We start from the raw sequence: 19,586 nt of genomic DNA, 5'->3' as shown, positions 1-19,586 counted from the left end.
CGGAAAATGCCTGTACAGTATCCTTGTTAGGACAATGATATGACAAATTACAGTTATCTTTAGAGAAGTGAGCTCACCTTGCGGCCATTCAATTGGATTTTGCCTTGAGCCAGTCTACCAACTACCTCTGGATATAGCTGACGTTCCACGGATTGAATGGCTGCGGATAAGGATTCCGCTGTATCATGATCGTGAACTTCTACGACACGTTGGGCAATAATCGCACCAGTGTCCATCCCGCCGTCCACAAAATGGACGGTGACCCCGCTTACCTTGACCCCATAGGCCAATGCCTGTCCAACAGCATCTTTCCCTGGAAATGCCGGAAGCAGTGACGGATGAATATTGATGATTTTCCCAGCGTAGGCATCAACCATGACACTGGAAAGCAAACGCATATAGCCTGCTAACACGATGAGGTCAATCGATTTCTGCTCCAGCAAAGCCACCAATTCACGCTCATAGTCTTCTCGGGCAGGATATTCCTTAGGGCGAAAAGTATGACAAGCAATTCCAGCTTTCTGTGCTCTAGCTACAGCCGGAGCCGCAGGCTTGTCACAGATAAGTAGTTCTACCGAGGCGCCGCCCAGTTCACCCCGTGCGGCCGCATCCACCAAAGCCTGAAAGTTCGTCCCTTCGCCTGATGCAAAAACAGCAATCCGGTAATTGCCCATTATACCTCGGCTCCCGTAAAGGTCACGATCGAGCTGCCTTCCGTTACTTTTCCGATCACATACGCAGCTTCACCCTGTTCCTTCAGAACTTCCAATGCAGTCTGTGCGTGCTCTGCCTCAACAACGATCACCATTCCAATCCCCATATTGAAGGTCGTGAACATGTCTTTGTTAGAAATTTCGCCCTTTTCCTGCATGAGCTGGAAGATCGGCAGAATTGGCCATGTGCCATACTGTATATCTACATTGACGTGATCCGGTAATACTCTAGGGATATTTTCAATAAAACCGCCACCAGTGATATGCGCCATACCTTTTACTTTTACCTTGTCCAGCAATGCCAACACAGATTTCACATAAATTTTCGTTGGCTCCAGCAGTACATCGCCCAGTTTGCCGTTCAAGCCTTCGATTTCATCATGCAAATCATAGCCTTGCTGTTCCAATAACAGCTTGCGAACCAGTGAGAAGCCGTTACTATGGACACCACTGGAAGCCAGTCCGATTACGGTATCTCCAGGAACAATGGAACTGCCGTTAATGATTTTGCTTTTATCTACAATCCCTACGGTGAATCCAGCAATATCATATTCGCCCTCACTGTACATCCCCGGCATTTCTGCGGTTTCGCCGCCGACCAACGCACACCCCGACTGGTGGCAGCCCTCCGCGATTCCAGCGACTATAGCTTCAATCTTCTCGGGCACAACCTTGTCACAAGCAAGGTAATCTAGAAAAAAGAGAGGTTCTGCACCTCCGACGACAATATCGTTTACGCACATCGCAACTGCATCAATGCCAATGGTGTCATGACGATCCATTGCAAAGGCAAGCTTCAGCTTCGTGCCGACACCATCGGTACCGGAAACGAGTACAGGCTCTTCATACTTATCTTTATTCAGGCCGAACAACGCACCGAATCCGCCCAAGTCCGTGAGCACTTCCGGACGGAAGGTACGTTTAACGTGCTTTTTCATCCGTTCTACTGCTTCATTACCGGCAGCGATATCTACCCCTGCGTTTTTGTATGCTTCGGACATTCATGAACACTCCTTCAAATGATTGACCCTCCTAAGTCCTCCCTAGCAGGAGGATTCCATGGGGCTGCTCCCCCTGGACCCCTCAAGAGTCGGTCAGATGCGTAGGATTGGGTGCTGCTTGGTGGTGGTTCGTGCTGAGCGTCGCGTGTTTTCCATTGTGAGTTGCGGGTCTTCCCGTAATTCACAAGGACACGCTTTGATGCGTGGCCGCCTTTGGTAGTGACGGCGGCAAGGGCACGTCCCGGACTGTTTGCTTCGCAAAGGCGGGGACGTGCCCGGCCAAAGAAGTGAGCAGCGCCAACGGGCGGCTTACTTCTTTGGCCCTTGAGGCAGGCAGCTTCCGCCCTGCCTGCTGCCTGAGCCTCGCTTCGCTGGCTCACAGGCGGCTTTACAAGCCGCCTGTTAAAAACTCATGGCATGAAATAGTTATGCCATGAGTTTTTAACAGCCTTACCTCTTCTCTTCCCCGTGGGAACAGAAGAGGTACAGGCACTGCTGCAAAATGCTGAACACCTGAGGAACGCAGCGGGTGGAAGGATTCTGGAGAAGCGAAAGCGTTCGCCGACGGATTCCTACCCTGTAAGGGGTTATTTCAATCCCGGAATCTGGCGGCAACAGCGATCGTAAGAACCTTGCACACGCGGAGTGGTCTCCTCAGAACCGCCATCCCATGCCTCCATGCACCTCTGTACCTCTTTTGTTCCTATATTAACAACTACACCCGAACTTTTCTTCGCCTTTAAAATCTACCTGTGTCGGATAATCATTATCGAAACAAGCCAGGCACAAACCGCCCTTGTAATCCTGTTCGTTATGTCCGCCTACCGCGGCAATCAATCCCTCTGCGCTCATAAAATAGAGCGAATCGGCGTTAATCTCTTGCCGAATTTCCTCCACGGTTTTGGACGAAGCGATCAGTTCCCGACGGTCCGGTGTGTCGATACCGTAGAAGCACGGGTTTTTGAAAGGCGGTGAGGTAATTCGTACATGTACTTCCAAAGCGCCCGCATCCCGCAGCATATTTACGATTCGACGAGATGTGGTGCCCCGAACGATAGAGTCGTCGATCATAATGACCCGTTTACCTTCAACAACACGGCGTACGGCGCTCAGCTTCATTTTCACACCCTGCTCGCGCAGCTCCTGACTCGGTTGAATAAAGGTACGTCCAGTGTATTTATTTTTAATCATGCCCAGCTCATAGGGAATACCTGTTTGTTCTGCATAACCAATTGCAGCCGATATGCTGGAATCCGGTACACCGGTAACCAAATCTGCATCGACAAAAGCCTCTAGCGCCATCTGGCTGCCCATTCGTTTGCGTGCTGCATGAAGATTAGAACCATTCAAGTCACTGTCAGGACGAGCAAAATAAATATACTCCATCGCACACAGCGCTTTACGCTGCTTATCTTCCGTATAACGGTCTTCGTGCAGTCCGTTTTTATCCAGAACTAGCAGTTCACCTGGCTCGATATCGCGCAACAGTTCTGCACCAATGGTTTCCAAGGCACAAGACTCGGATGCAAACAAATAAGCATCGCCCAATCTGCCCATCGTCAATGGACGCAAGCCGTTGGGATCAGAAGCCACAAGCAGCTTGTCATTGGTCATAATAAGGAAAGCAAACCCACCGACAATACGCTTTAATGCATCCTTGGCAGCCTCCACTAAATCCTTGGACGACCGAGCGATCAAATGTGCTACTACTTCGGTATCGCTGGTTGTTTGAAAAATAGACCCACCCTGCTCCAGTTCATGCCGAATTTGCAAAGCATTTACGATATTTCCGTTCGTCGCTACCGCCAAATCACCATCACGATACTTGAACACCAAAGGCTGTGCATTCGTCAGCTTACTGTCTCCACTTGTCGAATAGCGCACATGTCCTATGGCAATATCGCCTGTCAACGAAGCCATTAAGTCTTTATTAAATACTTCTTTGACAAGTCCCATTCCACGATGATAATGGAATTCGTCTCCACTGCTCACACAGATCCCTGCACTTTCTTCACCACGATGCTGAAGCGCGTGCAAGCCGTAATAGGCTAGGGAAGCGGCATCGGAGTGTCTGTACACCCCGAATACGCCGCATTCCTCTTTTAATTTATCAAACAGCCCCTCTTTACCCGAGCCTTCATTATAATAATCTCCAGTCCACAACGTCCGTGCTGTTATTTCATCAGACATGGAATGACATCCTCCCAGATTTGCTTCAAACTGGCGACTGCCTCGTTCAAAGCGGGTTGTCCGTTCACCTCAACTGTCAATTGTGATCCTTCAACTTTTCCCAATACGGTAACTGGTACTTCCAGTCCACGCAGATGTGCTTCCAGAACAGACGCTTTATCCGGTGATGCAGATAACAAAATGCGGGATTGACTTTCGCTGAATAAAGCATGGTCAGGGCGCAAAGACGTTTCTACGTTAACCTGCGCTCCCAATCCGCCGCTAATTCCAGATTCGGCAAGTGCTACAGCCAAACCGCCCTCTGCCAGATCATGTGCGGATTGTACCAATCCGGCCTGAATCGCTCCTAGTACCGCAGTCAGCAGTTTTTTCTCTACATTCAAATCGAGCTCAGGCGGACGTCCTTCGGATACACCGTGCACGATAGCCTGGAACTCACTGCCTCCTAGCTCAGCCTTCGTCTCTCCCACTAGGAAAATGACATCGCCTTCGGCTTTGAAGCCTTGTGTCGTAATATGATCTGTATCATGTACCAGACCGACCATTCCGACTACAGGCGTCGGATAGATCGAACCTTTGGCATTTTCGTTGTACAAGCTAACGTTGCCCCCGATAACAGGTGTATCCAGTACACGGCAAGCTTCTGCCATACCGTCTACGGCTTTTTCCATTTGCCAGAAAATATCCGGTTTTTCAGGGTTACCAAAGTTCAGATTGTCCGTAATCGCTAAAGGCTCTCCGCCGGAGCATACAATGTTTCGAGCTGCTTCGCTGACTGCAATCCGTCCACCTACCTCAGGGTCCAGATATACATAACGTCCGTTACAGTCCGTAGTCATTGCAAGTCCCTTGCGGGTGCCACGTACGGTCACTACAGCTGCATCCGAACCCGGACGAACGGCCGTACTGGTGCGAACCATGTAATCATATTGCTCGTATACCCATTTCTTGCTAGCTACACTTGGTGAAGATAGCACCTTTTTCAGCGCGCCGTTCAAGTCTGTTACTTCTGCATACCGAAGTGTGTCAATCGCAGCATTTTGCTCATAATAAGCAGGGACTTCGGAAGGCTTGTCATAGATCGGACACTCGTCAACCAGCGCCGTCACTGGCATATCACCCACCACTTCACCGTGATGGAACAAACGCAAACGACCGTCATTCGTCACTTTACCGACCTTGGCACAAATGACGCCCCAACGCTCGAAAATTTCAAGCGCCTGTGCTTCATCCTTAGGCTCAACAACGAACAACATACGCTCCTGTGATTCAGACAGCATCATTTCATAAGGTGTCATGCCCTCTTCACGCTGCGGTACCTGATCCAGGTACAGCTCAAGCCCGTTGCCCGCCTTGCTTGCCATTTCAGCACTGGAGCAGGTAAGTCCCGCTGCGCCCATATCCTGAATACCCAGTACAATACCGCTGTCGATCAGTTCCAGACATGATTCCATAACCAGCTTTTCCATGAATGGGTCGCCTACTTGAACCGCAGTCCGATTCGCTTCGGATTCCTCTGTCAGCTCAACTGATGCGAAAGTTGCTCCATGAATCCCGTCACGTCCTGTTGGTGGGCCTACGTAGAACACCGGGTTACCAACCCCTTTTGCCACACCACGTTGGATTTTATCATGGTCAATCAGTCCAACACACATTGCATTAACCAGCGGATTGCCTTCGTAGCTTTCGTCAAATACAACCTCTCCACCCACGGTCGGAATACCGATACAGTTCCCGTAGCCCGCAATACCCGATACCACATGCTCGAACAAATATTTCACACGATCGCTCTCCAGCTTGCCAAAACGCAGCGAGTTCAAAACGGCAACAGGTCTTGCGCCCATGGAAAAAATATCACGGATGATGCCGCCTACCCCAGTTGCTGCCCCTTGGAAAGGCTCTACAGCGGATGGATGGTTATGACTTTCGATTTTAAATACAACCGCTTGGTTGTCTCCAATATCAACAATCCCTGCTCCTTCACCGGGTCCCATCAGAACTCGCGGTCCGCTCGTCGGGAAACGTCTCAGCAACGGCTTGGAGTTTTTGTAAGCACAATGCTCTGACCACATAACACTGAACACGCCAATCTCCGTATAATTCGGCTGACGCCCCATGAATTCGCAGATCAGCGCATATTCACTGTCCGACACACCCATCTGCTGATACAGTTTATGTTCGGCAATCTGCTCTGCCGTCGGTTCCTTAGCGGACACTTGCTGCGCCATGACGATCCCTCCAAGCATTCAAAATAGATGTAAACATACGTTTGCCGTCATCCGTTCCAAGCAATGCGTCCACTGCGCGTTCCGGGTGGGGCATCATGCCCAGCACGTTACCTTGTTCATTACAAATCCCTGCAATATCCGTCATGGAACCATTGGGATTATCTTTATACGTAAATACGATCTGATTGTTCGCCTGCAAACGAGCCAGCGTCTCATCATCACAGTAATAGTTGCCTTCACCATGTGCGATCGGAATAATGATCTCTTCACCAGCAGCATAATCTCTTGTAAAAGGCGTTTGGTTATTCGCAACCTGCAACACCGTATCACGGCAAAGGAATTTCATCGACAGATTACGGCGCAAAGCTCCTGGCAACAGCCCGGCTTCGGTCAAAATTTGAAAACCGTTGCAAATCCCCAAAATATATTTGCCCTCGGCAGCTGCTTTGGCTACTTCCTTCATCACCGGAGCAAACCTGGAAATCGCACCACACCGCAGATAATCCCCGTAGGAGAAGCCTCCCGGAACAAGAATACAATCGTAAGGTGACAGATCCGTTGCCGTATGCCAAACATAATCGACAGGTTCACCGACCGTGTCCTCTATCGCCTTATAGCAGTCAATATCACAGTTGGAGCCCGGAAAAACCAGAACTGCAAAATTCATGGAATCAGCCCTCCAGTTCGTAGCGGTAGTCTTCAATGACCGTGTTGGCCAACAGCTTTTCACACATCTCGATGACGCGTTTCTCTGCACTCTCGCGGTCTGTTGTATCCAGATTCAGTTCCATATACTTACCAATTCTGACGCTGTCCACTTCTCCGAAACCCATAGAATGCAGTGCGCCTTGCACCGCGACCCCCTGCGGGTCCAAAACGCTTTGCTTTATCGTGACATAGACTGTTGCTTTCATCATGTTCCTTCAGTTCCTCCTCCGAATGAGTGAATCCTATTGGTTGAATTATGATTACTATTTACTGTGCCGTCAGACGCCGCCAAATATCCGTATATCTTGCAGTTGTTTCTTCTACGACCTCAGCAGGCAACGGATCGGGCTTGCTATTCTTGTCCCAACCGGAGGCTGCCAAATAGCTTCGTACCGGCTCCTTGTCCATGCTATCAATCTCAACATCCAGCTCATACTTCTCCTGTGCCCAGAAACGGGATGAATCCGGGGTGAAAATTTCATCAATCAAAATCACCTTACCATCAACAAGTCCAAACTCAAACTTGCAATCCGCTAAAATGATTCCTCGCTTTTCGCAGAAAGCACGCGCAAATTCATACAATGCCAAGCTTTTTTCCTCAAGTTCACCTGTTAGCTCAACCCCGACCAGTTCCTTCATTTGATGAAGGGAAATGTCCTCGTCGTGACCGACATCGTTTTTGGCAGCCGGTGTAAATAGAGGCTTGGGAAAGCGTTCATTCTTACGTAGCCCCTTAGGCAATGGAATACCGTTTACCTCACCGGTCTGTTCATATTGACGCCAGCCGCCTCCGGTAATATATCCGCGCACCACACACTCGATGTCGATGCGTTCAGCCTTCAGCGTGACCATGATCCGATCCTTTAGCAGCTCTTTATTCTGTTCGTCGATGACATGTCCGAGCTTGTTTACATCGGTATGCACGACATGGTTTTCCAGCAGGTCTTTCGTCTGCTCGAACCAGAAAGTACTGAGCTTGTTCAGAACATTCCCCTTTTCCGGTACAGGCGGCTCCAACACATAATCAAAAGCTGAAATCCGATCTGTCACGACAATCAGAAAATGTTCTCCGAGATCATACAACTCACGCACTTTGCCTTTGTACAAAAGCGGCGCATGAATCAGACCTTCGGCGGTAGACAATGACATTTCATTACACCTCTTTCAAAAGAGTATGGCCCCTCCTAAATCGAGCCTTTGCCCCTCCTAAATCCTCCCCTCAGGGAGGACCCCCAGGGCTGCTGCCCTCGGGACTCCCGCAAGGGTTGGCTAATGGGCAAGGTGAGGGCGAGTATTTTGTAGCTATGGTGAAGTGAGCGCGTTTCGCTGGATGAAGGCTTGTTCGCACAAGCCCTCATCCAGCAACGCTTTTACGTTGGTGCGAACGGCTGGCTCAAGGCTTCGCTTCTTGAGCCTGTGCGTGCTCGTGAGGACTGCCGGCTGTTTGCTGCGCAAATTCGGCAACCCCCACGAGCACGTGGTCTGTGATAGAAAAGCAGTGGAACACGCTTTTCTATCGCTCTTGGGAAGGTGCGGCATCTTATGTGCCGCACCTCCCCTAGCTCTGCTCCCACACGAAGGTTGGTGCTGGAAGCAGCGGAGCGGACGGAATCGTTCTGGAGAAGCGTTAGCGCTTGCCTTTGCCCCTGGATTCCAACCTTTGCAGATTTTCCAGGAAACCAGGGGCAACAGCAATCGGAAGAATGATCCGTTCGCGCAGCGGCCTCATCACGCTCCTGAGCCTCTCCCAAGCACCAAACCGTCCTCTACTCCCCTAATCCCAACTTTTTAAAGATCGTATCCACGTTCTTCAAATGCCAAGCCGGGTTGAACGCATCCTCGATTTCATCCGGACTGAGCACGGCAGTAATTTCCGGAGTCGCCTCGACAATTTCGCGGAACTGGCGTTGCTCTTCCCATGCCTGCATCGCACGCGGTTGTACGGTATCGTAAGCTTTTTCACGACTAAAGCCCTTGTCGATCAGCTTCGTCATAATGCGGCCGGAGAATGGTACACCATACGTACGCGCCATATTGCGCTTCATATTTTCAGGGAAGACCGTCAGATTTTTCACGATATTGCCAAAACGGTTCAGCATATAGTTCAACAGCATCGTTGCATCTGGCAGAATGATACGTTCTACAGAAGAATGCGAAATGTCGCGTTCATGCCACAACGTTACGTTCTCATACGCCGATACCATATGCCCACGAATCACACGTGCCAGACCGGAGATGTTTTCACTTCCGATCGGATTGCGTTTATGTGGCATCGCGGAAGATCCTTTTTGACCTTTGGCAAAAGCTTCTTCCACCTCACGGAATTCACTCTTTTGCAATGCACGGACTTCTGTAGCAAACTTGTCCAACGATGTGGCGATCAACGCCAACGTGGCCATGTATTCAGCATGACGGTCGCGCTGGAGCGTTTGTGTAGAAATCGGGGCAGGCTTGGTGCCGAGCTTGCGGCATACGAATTCTTCCACAGCCGGGTCGATGTTGGCGTATGTTCCGACCGCACCGGACATTTTACCGTATTGTACTTGGTCAGCAGCATAGCGGAAACGTTCCAGATTGCGCTTCATTTCCTCGTACCACAAGGCCATTTTCAGTCCAAATGTGGTCGGCTCAGCATGCACTCCATGTGTACGTCCCATCATCGGTGTGTGCTTGTAAGCCAATGCTTTTTCCTTCAAAATTTCAATAAAATTCAGAATATCTCGTTCCAGAATTTCATTCGCCTGCTTTAACAGATAGCCCAGAGCCGTATCAACCACGTCTGTAGAGGTTAGGCCATAATGTACCCATTTGCGCTCGTCGCCAAGACTTTCGGATACCGTGCGGGTAAAAGCAATGACATCATGTCTTGTCTCCTGCTCAATTTCATAGATCCGTTCAATATCAAAGCTTGCATTTTTACGCAGAGCCACGGTATCTTCTTTTGGGATAACCCCTAACTCAGCCCATGCTTCACAGGCACACAGTTCTACTTCCAGCCAAGCTTTAAATTTATTTTCTTCCGTCCAAATCGCTCTCATTTCCGGTCTGCTATAGCGTTCGATCATGACTATTTATTCCCCCAAATATTGGTTTGATCAATCCATTCCAGTGCTTGTTCCGTATCCTGGCACAACAGATTAATATGTCCCATCTTTCGGCCTGGCTTGGCTTCACTTTTTCCATACAAATGCAGCTTTGGTACAACACTCAATCCTTCAGCTTCAGCATCTGATTGTCCGAATCTTCGAATTACGTCCTCCAAATGCTCACCTAGTACATTGACCATCACCACCGGAGTCAGCAGCTTCGTGTTGCCCAGTGGCAAACCACAAATCGCACGTATATGTTGCTCAAATTGCGAGGTGGCGCAACCCTCCATCGTGTAATGGCCGGAGTTATGGGGTCGTGGTGCCAACTCATTAACGTATAATTGTCCGTCTTCGGTGACAAACATCTCCACAGCTAGCAGTCCCACCGCATCCAATGACTCCGCCACAGCCAGCGCCAATTTGCGTGCTTCCTCCTGGACAGCTTCAGGTACGCGTGCGGGTACAATCGACGTGTGCAAAATATTGTTCACGTGGATGTTTTCCGCAGGTGGAAAGGCTTTGGCTTCACCGTTCGTGCTGCGAGCTACAATCACCGAGATTTCGCAGCGAAAACGGATGAACTGTTCCAACACCAGTTCCGCACCGCTTCCAGCCAGTTGCTCGTAGGCATTCGTGGCTTCCTCCGATTGGCGAATGACCACTTGGCCCTTGCCATCATAACCGCCGACTGCTGTTTTGAGCACACACGGCACACCCAGTTCGGCTACCGCTTGAACCATATCGGCAGGACTGCTAATTTCACGATATGGAGCAACAGGAACACCAGCTGCTTCAATAGAACGTTTTTCCCGCAGACGATGCTGTGTCGTGTACAAAAGACTGCTGCCCTGCGGTACACTGGATTCCTGTTCCAAAAGTGCGGCTACACCCGCATCCACATTTTCAAACTCATACGTGATCACGTCACACCGTTCAGCCAGTTCTCTGGCCGCGTGCTCATCATCATAGGCAGCACGGATTTGTTCTGACACCTGTCCACACGGACTATCCGGTGCAGGGTCCAGTGTCACGAAGCGATAGCCTAGGTTAGTTCCTGCCAGTACAAGCATTCTGCCTAATTGTCCGCCTCCCAAAATTCCAATCACTGTGCCAGGAGGGCGAATACGGCCAGCGGATTCACATGCTTCATTCATAGCGAGTCACTGCCTTCCAGTACCTCGTCACGGATACGGTCGCGTCTTGCCACAACCCGCTGACTTATCTTTTCGTCAAAAGCACCTAATATTTGTGCAGCCAGCAACCCTGCGTTGGTAGAGCCTGCCTTACCGATTGCCACAGTGGCGACTGGAATACCACCCGGCATCTGCACAATGGAGAGCAGGGAGTCCAGACCATTCAGAGCCTTCGACTGGACAGGCACACCAATCACTGGCAAGGAGGTCTTCGCAGCTACCATTCCCGGCAGATGTGCAGCCCCACCCGCTCCAGCAATAATGACCTTTAGTCCGCGCCCGGCGGCCTCTTCTGCAAAACGAAACATTAAATCCGGTGTACGATGGGCTGAAACTACTTTTTTCTCATATCCGATTTCAAGCTCGTCCAGCACAGCACATGCATGTTGCATGGTGTCCCAGTCTGATGTGCTGCCCATAATGACAGCGACCTGCACTGACATGTCCTTCACTCCCTGTTTATCAATAAGCGCCAAAAATCCGGCACTCGAAAATAACGTTATTTTCAAGACACCGGACTACGAAAAAACAAACGACAGAGCCTCTTAAAGGCATGCCAAAAGCAAGCCTGTTCCACCGCATCCAATGCGGCTTCAGCCGTATGTCTCCCGTAGTCCGGAAATTTAAGGTTTCCAGGTAGAAACTTCCGGGCCATATCCCCGGCATTATACGAGTCAGGATTGTGCTTACTCCATACCCAACGATATACTTTCCCAGCATAATCGTGATGGATTTCGGCTCCAACATGTGTACCTAATTAAATTGTACCTAAAGTTCATTTTTTATCGACAATACACTTCATAGTTTAACAATTCCCTACACCCTGTGTCAACTTGAAAACGAACATTGTCATAATGATACAATTTAATGTTCGTGTTTAACAAAAACCAAGCCCTTTATATGCATACCTCAGGACTATTGTATTACATTTAGCTATCACTCTACCTACACTGGTAACGGCCAGCAATACATCTTTCCAACAAAAATAAAAAGCCGGCACTTCCTGTACAGGTAGTGATCCGACTTTTGCTTTTTACTTCGTTATTTTACGACCAGCACGGGGATACGTGCATGCTGCACCACATTGTGACTTACGCTACCTAATACAAATTCACGAATACCACCCAATCCGCGACTGCCAATCACAATCACATCGAAGCCATTCTCATTGGCATAATCCAAAATGACTTCGGCCGGCGAACCTTGAATCAGCTCTACCTTGGCGTCTACACCTTGCTCAGCAAGCCGCTTTTTAACTTCATCCGTAGTTTGCTCAGCCAAATCATAATACTCTTTATTCACCGAAGCTGGAATTGGAGCCAAACCTTCGCCCATAAAAATCCGCGGGAAATCGAATGCTGTCACTACCTCAAGCTTCGAGGAGGGTGATGCCTTCACCAATTCAGCCGCCTTCAATAAAGCTTTGTTGGAAGCATCCGAACCGTCATAAGCAAGCAATACTTTTGAAAATAGCATAATACGCACCTCTTCCGAATTCAGTTTGTTAAATCAAAGCCTGAAATTATGTATTCCTGTGGTTGTTCACTTCATACATCATGTAATGGCTGAGAATAGCCTTCTCAATCATCATTAAACTTCCCTATGAGAAGCTAAACTCCCAGCCTTAGCGTAAAAAATACCCATAGAGCAATGCGTTAATGAATAGCAACACAGGAATACCTAATCTGAAGGTCATATGCCGTGTTTTATGGCGTTTGCGGTACATCGCAATGAGTACACCCAATGCGCCCCCGATCAGGGCCAGCAAAAACAACGTCCGTTCAGGTACACGATCACGGTGTTTACGTGCTCTCTTTTTATCTTCCGACATTACCAGATAGCCTACTGCATTAATGAACAGTAGCCATACCAACAAGCCTGTCTGCAATGTCTCTCCTCCTTTTGCACACCGTACCAGTTTCAGGTATTAGGACTTATATAGGGCTCTCTTCTTCATTATAACCTCACCCCTTTTATAGAAACAACGCCTTCTCTGACTGGGAAAACGTTTTTGCGGAAATAGTAACGGTGTATGAGGGCAATTCCCGAGTGCATTTATTTTGTCTTAAAGGAGGAACTACGATGGAAAGCACCCATGAATACGTTGAAAAGCTACGAGAAAATGCAAAAAAGGCAGAACGTAACCGTAAACAAGGAAAAGGAACTCCCAGCGCTAGCTTGCCAACAAAACAGCATAGCAAAAACCCCTGATCATGGAATCTGTATTCAACTGTAGAACCATGTAAATACCGTAAAACATCAACTCCACCTTGTCACTCTCATTAAATGAAATTAAAGGTACACTCAGTTGTTCACCTTTTATCAAAAGCAACAAGCAGACTCCTTATGAGTTTTCTGCTTGTTGTTTTCTTTTATAATTATTTTCCATTTAGCTGTATTTAAAGCGATTACATATATAAAAACGAGTTTTAAAGTTATATTTTCTAACATACATATTGACTAAAAACAATTTTTCACCCTATAATGCGTGATATTAACGTAATTCGACAAAATATTTGTCAGTTAATCTATCATTAATATTTCAAGGTTTAAGATTGGAGAGGAGCTTTATATGACTAACATGAAAAAAATGACAATGATTCCCCTGTTGGCCAGCTTTATTCTCGGAAGTACCTTATGGAGTGGTGGATTTACTGCTAACGCTGCGGCAGCAGCTACAACCAGCACAACGGTATCTACTTCTAACACTACAACTTCAGACAAATCTGAAAATCCACAAACTAATCATTTACCCAATATTAAAATACTAGCCACAGGAGGGACCATTGCAGGGTCATCCTCCGTCAACACGGATACAACCGGCTACAAAGCAGGCGCATTAGGTGTTGAAACCTTAATCAATGCCGTTCCTGAGATGAAAAGTATTGCAAATGTCAGTGGTGAGCAAGTGGTTAACGTGGGTAGCCCCGATGTTAATAATGAAATCCTCTTAAAACTTGCCAAACGCACCAACGAACTGCTTGCCAGAGACGATGTAGACGGTATTGTCATTACCCATGGTACAGATACATTGGAAGAAACGGCATACTTCCTTAACCTTGTCGTTAAGAGCGATAAGCCTGTAGTTGTTGTTGGCTCTATGCGCCCAGCTACTGCCATCAGTGCCGATGGTCCATTCAACCTTTATAATGCTGTAAAAGTTGCCGGAGCTTCGGCCTCCAAAGGCCAAGGTGTACTCGTATTGCTGAACGATCGCATCGGTGCAGCAAGATACATCACAAAAACGAACACAACTGCAGTCGATACGTTCAAGTCTGTGGAGCAGGGCTACCTTGGAGCTGTAGTGGGCGATCAAGTATACTACTACAACAAATCCACTCATAAGCATACGACTTCTTCTGTATTCGACGTCTCTAATCTCACCCAGCTGCCGCAAGTAGATATTCTATACGAGTATCAAAACAACGGTCGCTACCTGTATGATGCTGCCGTAGCAGCTGGCGCCAAGGGCATAGTGGTCGCTGGTTCCGGTAATGGTTCCTTATCCAAGACCTCCTCAGAAGGCGCAGAGGCCGCAGGCAAAAAAGGAGTTATTATTGCCCGCTCCAGCCGCGTAGGAAGTGGAGTTGTGTCCCCATCGACAAAAGACGCAGCATCGAACTTTGTGTCCACCGATTCGCTCAATCCGCAAAAAGCACGGATTTTACTCATGCTCGCTTTGACCCAGACGCATGATGTTAATCAAATTCAATCTTTCTTTAATGAATACTAAGGGCAGTTATTCCAAATCAAATAAATATAACTTCATTATTATAAAAAAGAAGCAGCAGTTACGGTTGACCACCGTACTGCTGCTTCTTTTATGCAAGACAATGTCTGGCACCCATAACGATTACATCTGGAATCCAAACGTCTTGGTCTTATATAGCCATTCGTTTTCCCTTACAGGTAGCATTAAGACTGCTGTTTGGGAATCCCATTCAAGCTTGGAGGATATTTAGCTTGCTTCTCTGGATGAGCAGCGATTTCTTCCTCCAGTATACTTGATTTATTTTGCTGATTATTGATTTTAAGCGGCTTATGTTTGGGCATAAATACTCACCTCCTCGGATTACCATGCCAAGGAGTAAGCTTTTTTATACCGACATACGCCTGCTAATTGTGTAGCTTGAAGCACGCTCTGGCAATCTTTATTCGCCCTGCTTTTGCTCCATTGCTGCTTTTAGCAAATCACCCAAGCTGGAGCCAAAAGATTCCTTCTTTTCAAACTGTTTTACCAGCTTTTGCTGTTCCCGCTTGTTTACCCGTTGCTTGTCCTTATCCAGCGTCTCCGTAATGCCACAGGATAAGCATCTTACATACAAACCTGCCTTGCCCTCTTTCATTTCCATTTTCTTATGACACTGCGGACAACGTCGATTGGACAAGCGTTTTTCGCCTGAACGACGGTAACCGCAATCCGCACTTGGACATACAAGAAACTTGCCTTTCTTCCCTTTCTTCTCCAACAACTTTGTACCACAATCCGGACAATGGCTATTCGTTACGTTATGGGGCTTGTACTCAGCGCTGCTATTTTTCACAGTAGAAACCAATTCTTTCGCCATAGCACGGATAGAATTCAAAAATGGCTCAGGTTGTCCTTGACCACGGGCGATCCGTTCTAACTCCGCTTCCCATTGTGCCGTCAATTCGGGCGTTCGCAGCTGTGGAGCCGCCAGTTCGATCAGTTGCTTGCCTTTGCCAGTTGGATGCATCACGTTCCCCTGGCGCTCTATCGTATCCGAGCTGACGAGTTTCTCGATCAGATCCGCACGGGTGGCTGGAGTACCCAGGCCATGCTTTTCCATCTGAGCCAGCAGGGCTGCTTCTGTATAGCGCTTGGGTGGCATCGTTCTTCCAGCACGTACAATACAACGCTGCAATTGGACGGAGTCTCCTTTTCTCATTTCAGGCAAAATAACGCCCCGTCCATTACTTTCACGATCATCTGTCTCTTCCTCGTCCAATTCATAATGACTTTCGTCATACACAGCACGCCAACCGCTATCTTTTATGGTTGTACCTTTTACCTGAAATGTTTCCTGCCCCACCATGACCGATACAGCTACAGCATCATAACGTGCAGGTGGGTAGAACAGACTGATAAAACGGCGTGCAATCAGATCATACAGCTTACGCTCCTCTGGGCTTAACTGATTAAGCAATAACGTCTGCTCAGTAGGAATAATCGCATGGTGATCTGTGACTTTACTGTCATCTACAACTCGTTTTGTGATTGGCAATTTGTTACGCAATAGCGGACGTGCTAAAGAAGCATACGGACCCACGGCTACGCTACTGAGCCTTTCCTTAAGGGAATCCACCATATCGGAGGTAAGATAACGACTGTCTGTACGTGGATAAGTCACCAGCTTATGCTGCTCATATAGACGCTGAAGAACATTAGACGTCTGCTTGGCCGAGAAGCCGTAGCGCTGGTTAGCATCTCTTTGCAGCTCAGTTAGGTCATACGCAAGCGGGTGAGGCTCGCTTTTTTCACTTTTTTTAACACTCACAACTGTACCTTTGGCCCCCTCAAGCCTGCGGCGCAAAGTCTCTGCCTGAGTACGGTCAAACATACGTGAATCCCCATTTTCTGCACGCCATGTTGCCTGAAAATGACCAAAATCCGCCGTCAACGTATCATATTCTTGAGAACGAAACTGGGTGATCTCTTTCTCACGTTCCATAATCATCCCCAGTGTCGGTGTCTGCACTCTTCCAGCCGAAAGCTGGGCGTTATAACGAACCGTTAACGCGCGGGTTACATTGAGACCAATCATCCAGTCTGCTTCAGCCCTACAGCGAGCCGATTCATATAAACGATCAAACTGCTGGCCAGGCAATAATTTCGCGAAACCTGCCTTAATTGCCTTATCCGTCTGCGAGGAAATCCATAAACGCCGGAAAGGCTTTCTCCAGTTTGCCATTTGTATAATCCAACGCGCCAACAATTCTCCTTCACGAGCAGCATCTGTTGCCACGATAAGTTCTCCAATGTCCTGTCGTTTCATCAGCTGCTGTACAGCTTTGAACTGATGATTGCTCTCCCGCAATACCTTTAACTTGGAGTTCTTCGGAAGAATGGGCAAGTCCTCTAAGTTCCAATTCGCATACTTAGAATCGTAATCCTCAGGCTCTGCTAATCCGACCAAATGACCCAGTGCCCATGTCACTACATACTTAGGTCCTTCTATATAACTTTTATGCTTCTCACGGCTGCCCATCACACGTGCAATCTCTCTGGCCACGGATGGTTTTTCTGCCAATACCAATACCTTCATGTTACGCTCCTTTCTCTCATAATGTTAATTATACCATCCTGCCATCTTACGATAAATCTAATGCCAACCAACGTCTCTTTATTAACACGATCTTTACACACTATTACTATTGCTCATGCATTAGTTAGCAGCTTACAAATCAGGCACACTCCATTTTAATAACAGACCCGCATACGTCAGGCCTCCCCCGAACCCATATAACACCACATGTTGTCCATATCTTAAACGCCCATCATCCAATCCACACTTTAAAGCCAACGGAATGGACGCCGCCGAAGTGTTGCCATAAAACTCTACACTCGTCAGCGTCTTTTCTAAAGGTACTGCACTCTTTTCACATATGGACTCAATCATTCTCAGATTAGCGCTATGAGGTACAAACCAGTCAAGATCCTCTTTCCCCATATTTGCCTTATCCATTAATCGCTCGATTCCTGCTGGGACAGAACGTACAGCCCATTTATAAACCTCACGTCCATTTTGAGCGATAAAACCATTATCTTGCAGCTTCTCTCCATCCAAATAGTTAGATAATCCTGCGCGATAAAGATGTGCTCCTCCTTGCCCAAAGGTTCCTATATCTGAAGTCAAAAACGACCCTTCATCCTCGTCATATTCAACAAGTGCAACCCCTGCTCCATCTCCAAAAAGAACACATGTCGTCCGGTCCGTATAATCTGTAATTTTGGATAATGTTTCGGCTCCAATCACTAGAACCTTGCGATGTAGACCACCCGTAATCAGACCATTTGCCAAATGAAGTCCATAGGCAAAGCCTGCGCATGCAGCACTAACATCCATTGACCCTGTATTGGGAATATTAAAATAAGCCTGAATACGGGAAGCCGTACTTGGAAAATAGTAATCAGGTGTACTCGTCGCTACAATGATCATGTCAACATCGTCCACATTTACGTTATAAAGGTTAACCATACGTTTAATAGCTTGTATACATAAATCAGATACATACTGATCTTCGGCCGCGATTCGTCGTTCCCGCATACCCGTTCGTTGTACAATCCACTCGTCACTAGTCTCCACAAGCTTCTCCAAGTCGGCGTTCGTCAAAATCCGTTCAGGTACATAAGTGCCAAGGGCCGTTAACTTTGCTTTTGAATTCAACAATCTGATCACTCTCCTTTATAATCCTTATTCATATTATACCACCAGATACTAATACCTGGTACTAATTTTCTTTAAAAAATGTCTATCTATTTACTAGCTAATATCCACAGATTCAGTCGAACTTATAACTAACTTAAACTAATTAAAAATTCTACTCATATTTAACACAAAAAAGGACCATGATCTCAAAAAGATCATGGTCCTTTTTTCTTGTTGCTTGGCGGCGTCCTACTCTCCCAGGACCCTGCGGTCCAAGTACCATCGGCGCTGGAGGGCTTAACGGTCGTGTTCGGGATGGGTACGTGTGGAACCCCTCCGCTATCGCCACCAAACATGAATTTGCTTCGCAAATTCTTCCGTAAGCTTATTCGGTTCATCACAGATCGTGTGAATGAATCGCCATACGCTTGTCGTATGTACTTCTACATACCTTCAAGGTTACACCCTGAAAACTGGATCCGAAACTCATTGCGCCTTATCTTAGGATAAGCCCTCGACCGATTAGTATTGGTCAGCTCCATGCATTACTGCACTTCCACCCCCAACCTATCTACCTCGTCGTCTTCAAGGGGTCTTACATACTGGGAAATCTCATCTTGAGGGGGGCTTCACGCTTAGATGCTTTCAGCGCTTATCCCTTCCGTACATAGCTACCCAGCGGTGCTCCTGGCGGAACAACTGGTACACCAGCGGTACGTCCATCCCGGTCCTCTCGTACTAAGGACAGCTCCTCTCAAATTTCCTACGCCCACGACAGATAGGGACCGAACTGTCTCACGACGTTCTGAACCCAGCTCGCGTACCGCTTTAATGGGCGAACAGCCCAACCCTTGGGACCTACTTCAGCCCCAGGATGCGATGAGCCGACATCGAGGTGCCAAACCTCCCCGTCGATGTGGACTCTTGGGGGAGATAAGCCTGTTATCCCCAGGGTAGCTTTTATCCGTTGAGCGATGGCCCTTCCATGCGGTACCACCGGATCACTAAGCCCGACTTTCGTCCCTGCTCGACTTGTAGGTCTCGCAGTCAAGCTCCCTTCTGCCTTTGCACTC

General features: G+C 47.9%; 17 protein-coding genes, 2 rRNA genes and 1 riboswitch. Of the genes, 2 read left to right on the top strand and 17 right to left on the bottom strand.

Translation table 11 applies throughout. The annotated features are described in order from the left end of the window. Positions 1-59 precede the first annotated feature (59 nt). From purN to C400_RS0104975, 12 genes are all read right to left on the bottom strand, one after another. Positions 60-674, bottom strand: coding sequence for a phosphoribosylglycinamide formyltransferase (gene purN / locus C400_RS0105040; RefSeq protein ID WP_017426174.1), 615 nt, complete (start codon positions 672-674; stop codon positions 60-62). Beyond that, the gene (purM, locus tag C400_RS0105035) at positions 674-1,714 is read right to left on the bottom strand and encodes a phosphoribosylformylglycinamidine cyclo-ligase (protein WP_017426173.1); all 1,041 of its coding nucleotides are present in this window, start codon (positions 1,712-1,714) and stop codon (positions 674-676) included. Before purM ends, purN begins: the two co-directional genes overlap by 1 nt. A 708-nt stretch (positions 1,715-2,422) precedes the next feature. Further along, complete coding sequence (gene purF, locus C400_RS0105030) at positions 2,423-3,904, bottom strand: amidophosphoribosyltransferase (RefSeq protein WP_017426172.1); 1,482 nt, start codon at positions 3,902-3,904, stop codon at positions 2,423-2,425. Then, complete coding sequence (gene purL / locus C400_RS0105025) at positions 3,889-6,132, bottom strand: phosphoribosylformylglycinamidine synthase subunit PurL (protein WP_017426171.1); 2,244 nt, start codon at positions 6,130-6,132, stop codon at positions 3,889-3,891. Before purL ends, purF begins: the two co-directional genes overlap by 16 nt. Then, a complete protein-coding gene (gene purQ, locus C400_RS0105020; protein ID WP_017426170.1) occupies positions 6,110-6,799 on the bottom strand; it encodes a phosphoribosylformylglycinamidine synthase subunit PurQ in 690 nt (229 codons plus the stop codon). The genes purL and purQ overlap by 23 nt, the downstream gene beginning before the upstream one ends. 4 nt (positions 6,800-6,803) lie before the next feature. Continuing rightward, positions 6,804-7,049: a phosphoribosylformylglycinamidine synthase subunit PurS gene (purS, locus tag C400_RS0105015; RefSeq protein ID WP_007428837.1), complete on the bottom strand. Its 246-nt coding sequence runs from the start codon at positions 7,047-7,049 to the stop codon at positions 6,804-6,806. Between the two features lie 58 nt (positions 7,050-7,107). Continuing rightward, entirely contained in the window at positions 7,108-7,989 is an 882-nt protein-coding gene (locus C400_RS0105010; protein ID WP_017426169.1) for a phosphoribosylaminoimidazolesuccinocarboxamide synthase, read from the bottom strand. Between the two features lie 617 nt (positions 7,990-8,606). Beyond that, positions 8,607-9,905 carry an adenylosuccinate lyase gene (purB, locus tag C400_RS0104995; RefSeq protein WP_016819766.1) on the bottom strand — a complete coding sequence of 433 codons (1,299 nt, stop codon included), beginning with the start codon at positions 9,903-9,905 and terminating at the stop codon, positions 8,607-8,609. A gap of 2 nt (positions 9,906-9,907) precedes the next feature. Next, complete coding sequence (gene purK / locus C400_RS0104990; RefSeq protein WP_017426166.1) at positions 9,908-11,083, bottom strand: 5-(carboxyamino)imidazole ribonucleotide synthase; 1,176 nt, start codon at positions 11,081-11,083, stop codon at positions 9,908-9,910. Beyond that, on the bottom strand, positions 11,080-11,565 hold the full coding sequence (purE, locus tag C400_RS0104985; protein WP_013369467.1) for a 5-(carboxyamino)imidazole ribonucleotide mutase: 486 nt from the start codon (positions 11,563-11,565) through the stop codon (positions 11,080-11,082). Before purE ends, purK begins: the two co-directional genes overlap by 4 nt. Before the next feature lie 148 nt (positions 11,566-11,713). Then, a riboswitch (purine riboswitch) is annotated at positions 11,714-11,815 on the bottom strand. 348 nt (positions 11,816-12,163) lie between these two features. Further along, the gene (locus C400_RS0104980; RefSeq protein WP_013369465.1) at positions 12,164-12,598 is read right to left on the bottom strand and encodes a universal stress protein; all 435 of its coding nucleotides are present in this window, start codon (positions 12,596-12,598) and stop codon (positions 12,164-12,166) included. A 148-nt stretch (positions 12,599-12,746) separates the two neighbouring features. Beyond that, on the bottom strand, positions 12,747-13,010 hold the full coding sequence (locus C400_RS0104975) for a DUF1294 domain-containing protein (RefSeq protein ID WP_016819762.1): 264 nt from the start codon (positions 13,008-13,010) through the stop codon (positions 12,747-12,749). Between the two features lie 194 nt (positions 13,011-13,204). On the opposite strand from C400_RS0104975, the gene C400_RS26580 reads away from it, so the two are divergent. Together C400_RS26580 and C400_RS0104965 are read left to right on the top strand one after the other, a co-directional pair. Continuing rightward, entirely contained in the window at positions 13,205-13,333 is a 129-nt protein-coding gene (locus C400_RS26580; RefSeq protein WP_013369463.1) for a DUF4023 family protein, read from the top strand. Positions 13,334-13,694: 361 nt separating this feature from the next. Continuing rightward, complete coding sequence (locus tag C400_RS0104965; RefSeq protein WP_017426165.1) at positions 13,695-14,855, top strand: type II asparaginase; 1,161 nt, start codon at positions 13,695-13,697, stop codon at positions 14,853-14,855. Positions 14,856-15,037: 182 nt separating this feature from the next. On the opposite strand, the gene C400_RS27395 is transcribed toward C400_RS0104965, so the two are convergent. From C400_RS27395 to C400_RS0104940, 5 genes are all read right to left on the bottom strand, one after another. Beyond that, positions 15,038-15,175, bottom strand: a complete 138-nt coding sequence (locus tag C400_RS27395; protein WP_016819760.1) for a hypothetical protein — start codon at positions 15,173-15,175, stop codon at positions 15,038-15,040. A gap of 98 nt (positions 15,176-15,273) precedes the next feature. After that, a complete protein-coding gene (locus C400_RS0104955; RefSeq protein WP_017426164.1) occupies positions 15,274-17,409 on the bottom strand; it encodes a DNA topoisomerase III in 2,136 nt (711 codons plus the stop codon). Positions 17,410-17,541: 132 nt separating this feature from the next. Beyond that, a complete protein-coding gene (locus C400_RS0104950) occupies positions 17,542-18,534 on the bottom strand; it encodes a ketoacyl-ACP synthase III (RefSeq protein WP_017426163.1) in 993 nt (330 codons plus the stop codon). 215 nt (positions 18,535-18,749) lie between these two features. Further along, positions 18,750-18,866, bottom strand: a 5S ribosomal RNA gene (gene rrf, locus C400_RS0104945). A 149-nt stretch (positions 18,867-19,015) separates the two neighbouring features. Beyond that, positions 19,016-19,586 (bottom strand): 23S ribosomal RNA (locus tag C400_RS0104940); the annotation flags it as partial.

The organism is Paenibacillus sp. ICGEB2008, assembly GCF_000307675.1.
Taxonomy (GTDB): Bacteria; Bacillota; Bacilli; order Paenibacillales; family Paenibacillaceae; genus Paenibacillus; species Paenibacillus polymyxa.
Note: the sequence above shows the minus strand (reverse complement) of the source record. Positions and strands in the feature narration are given on the sequence as shown.

Excerpts from the sequence above, each read along its gene's own strand:
- purL (WP_017426171.1), bottom strand. The coding sequence starts at position 6,132 with ATGGCGCAGCAAGTGTCCGCTAAGGAACCGACGGCAGAGCAGATTGCC.
- C400_RS0105010 (WP_017426169.1), bottom strand. The coding sequence starts at position 7,989 with ATGTCATTGTCTACCGCCGAAGGTCTGATTCATGCGCCGCTTTTGTAC.
- purB (WP_016819766.1), bottom strand. The coding sequence starts at position 9,905 with ATGATCGAACGCTATAGCAGACCGGAAATGAGAGCGATTTGGACGGAA.
- C400_RS26580 (WP_013369463.1), top strand. The coding sequence starts at position 13,205 with ATGGAAAGCACCCATGAATACGTTGAAAAGCTACGAGAAAATGCAAAA.
- C400_RS0104965 (WP_017426165.1), top strand. The coding sequence starts at position 13,695 with ATGACTAACATGAAAAAAATGACAATGATTCCCCTGTTGGCCAGCTTT.
- purK (WP_017426166.1), bottom strand. The coding sequence starts at position 11,083 with ATGAATGAAGCATGTGAATCCGCTGGCCGTATTCGCCCTCCTGGCACA.
- purS (WP_007428837.1), bottom strand. The coding sequence starts at position 7,049 with ATGATGAAAGCAACAGTCTATGTCACGATAAAGCAAAGCGTTTTGGAC.
- purQ (WP_017426170.1), bottom strand. The coding sequence starts at position 6,799 with ATGAATTTTGCAGTTCTGGTTTTTCCGGGCTCCAACTGTGATATTGAC.
- purN (WP_017426174.1), bottom strand. The coding sequence starts at position 674 with ATGGGCAATTACCGGATTGCTGTTTTTGCATCAGGCGAAGGGACGAAC.
- C400_RS27395 (WP_016819760.1), bottom strand. The coding sequence starts at position 15,175 with ATGCCCAAACATAAGCCGCTTAAAATCAATAATCAGCAAAATAAATCA.
- C400_RS0104980 (WP_013369465.1), bottom strand. The coding sequence starts at position 12,598 with ATGCTATTTTCAAAAGTATTGCTTGCTTATGACGGTTCGGATGCTTCC.
- purF (WP_017426172.1), bottom strand. The coding sequence starts at position 3,904 with ATGTCTGATGAAATAACAGCACGGACGTTGTGGACTGGAGATTATTAT.
- purE (WP_013369467.1), bottom strand. The coding sequence starts at position 11,565 with ATGTCAGTGCAGGTCGCTGTCATTATGGGCAGCACATCAGACTGGGAC.
- purM (WP_017426173.1), bottom strand. The coding sequence starts at position 1,714 with ATGTCCGAAGCATACAAAAACGCAGGGGTAGATATCGCTGCCGGTAAT.
- C400_RS0104955 (WP_017426164.1), bottom strand. The coding sequence starts at position 17,409 with ATGAAGGTATTGGTATTGGCAGAAAAACCATCCGTGGCCAGAGAGATT.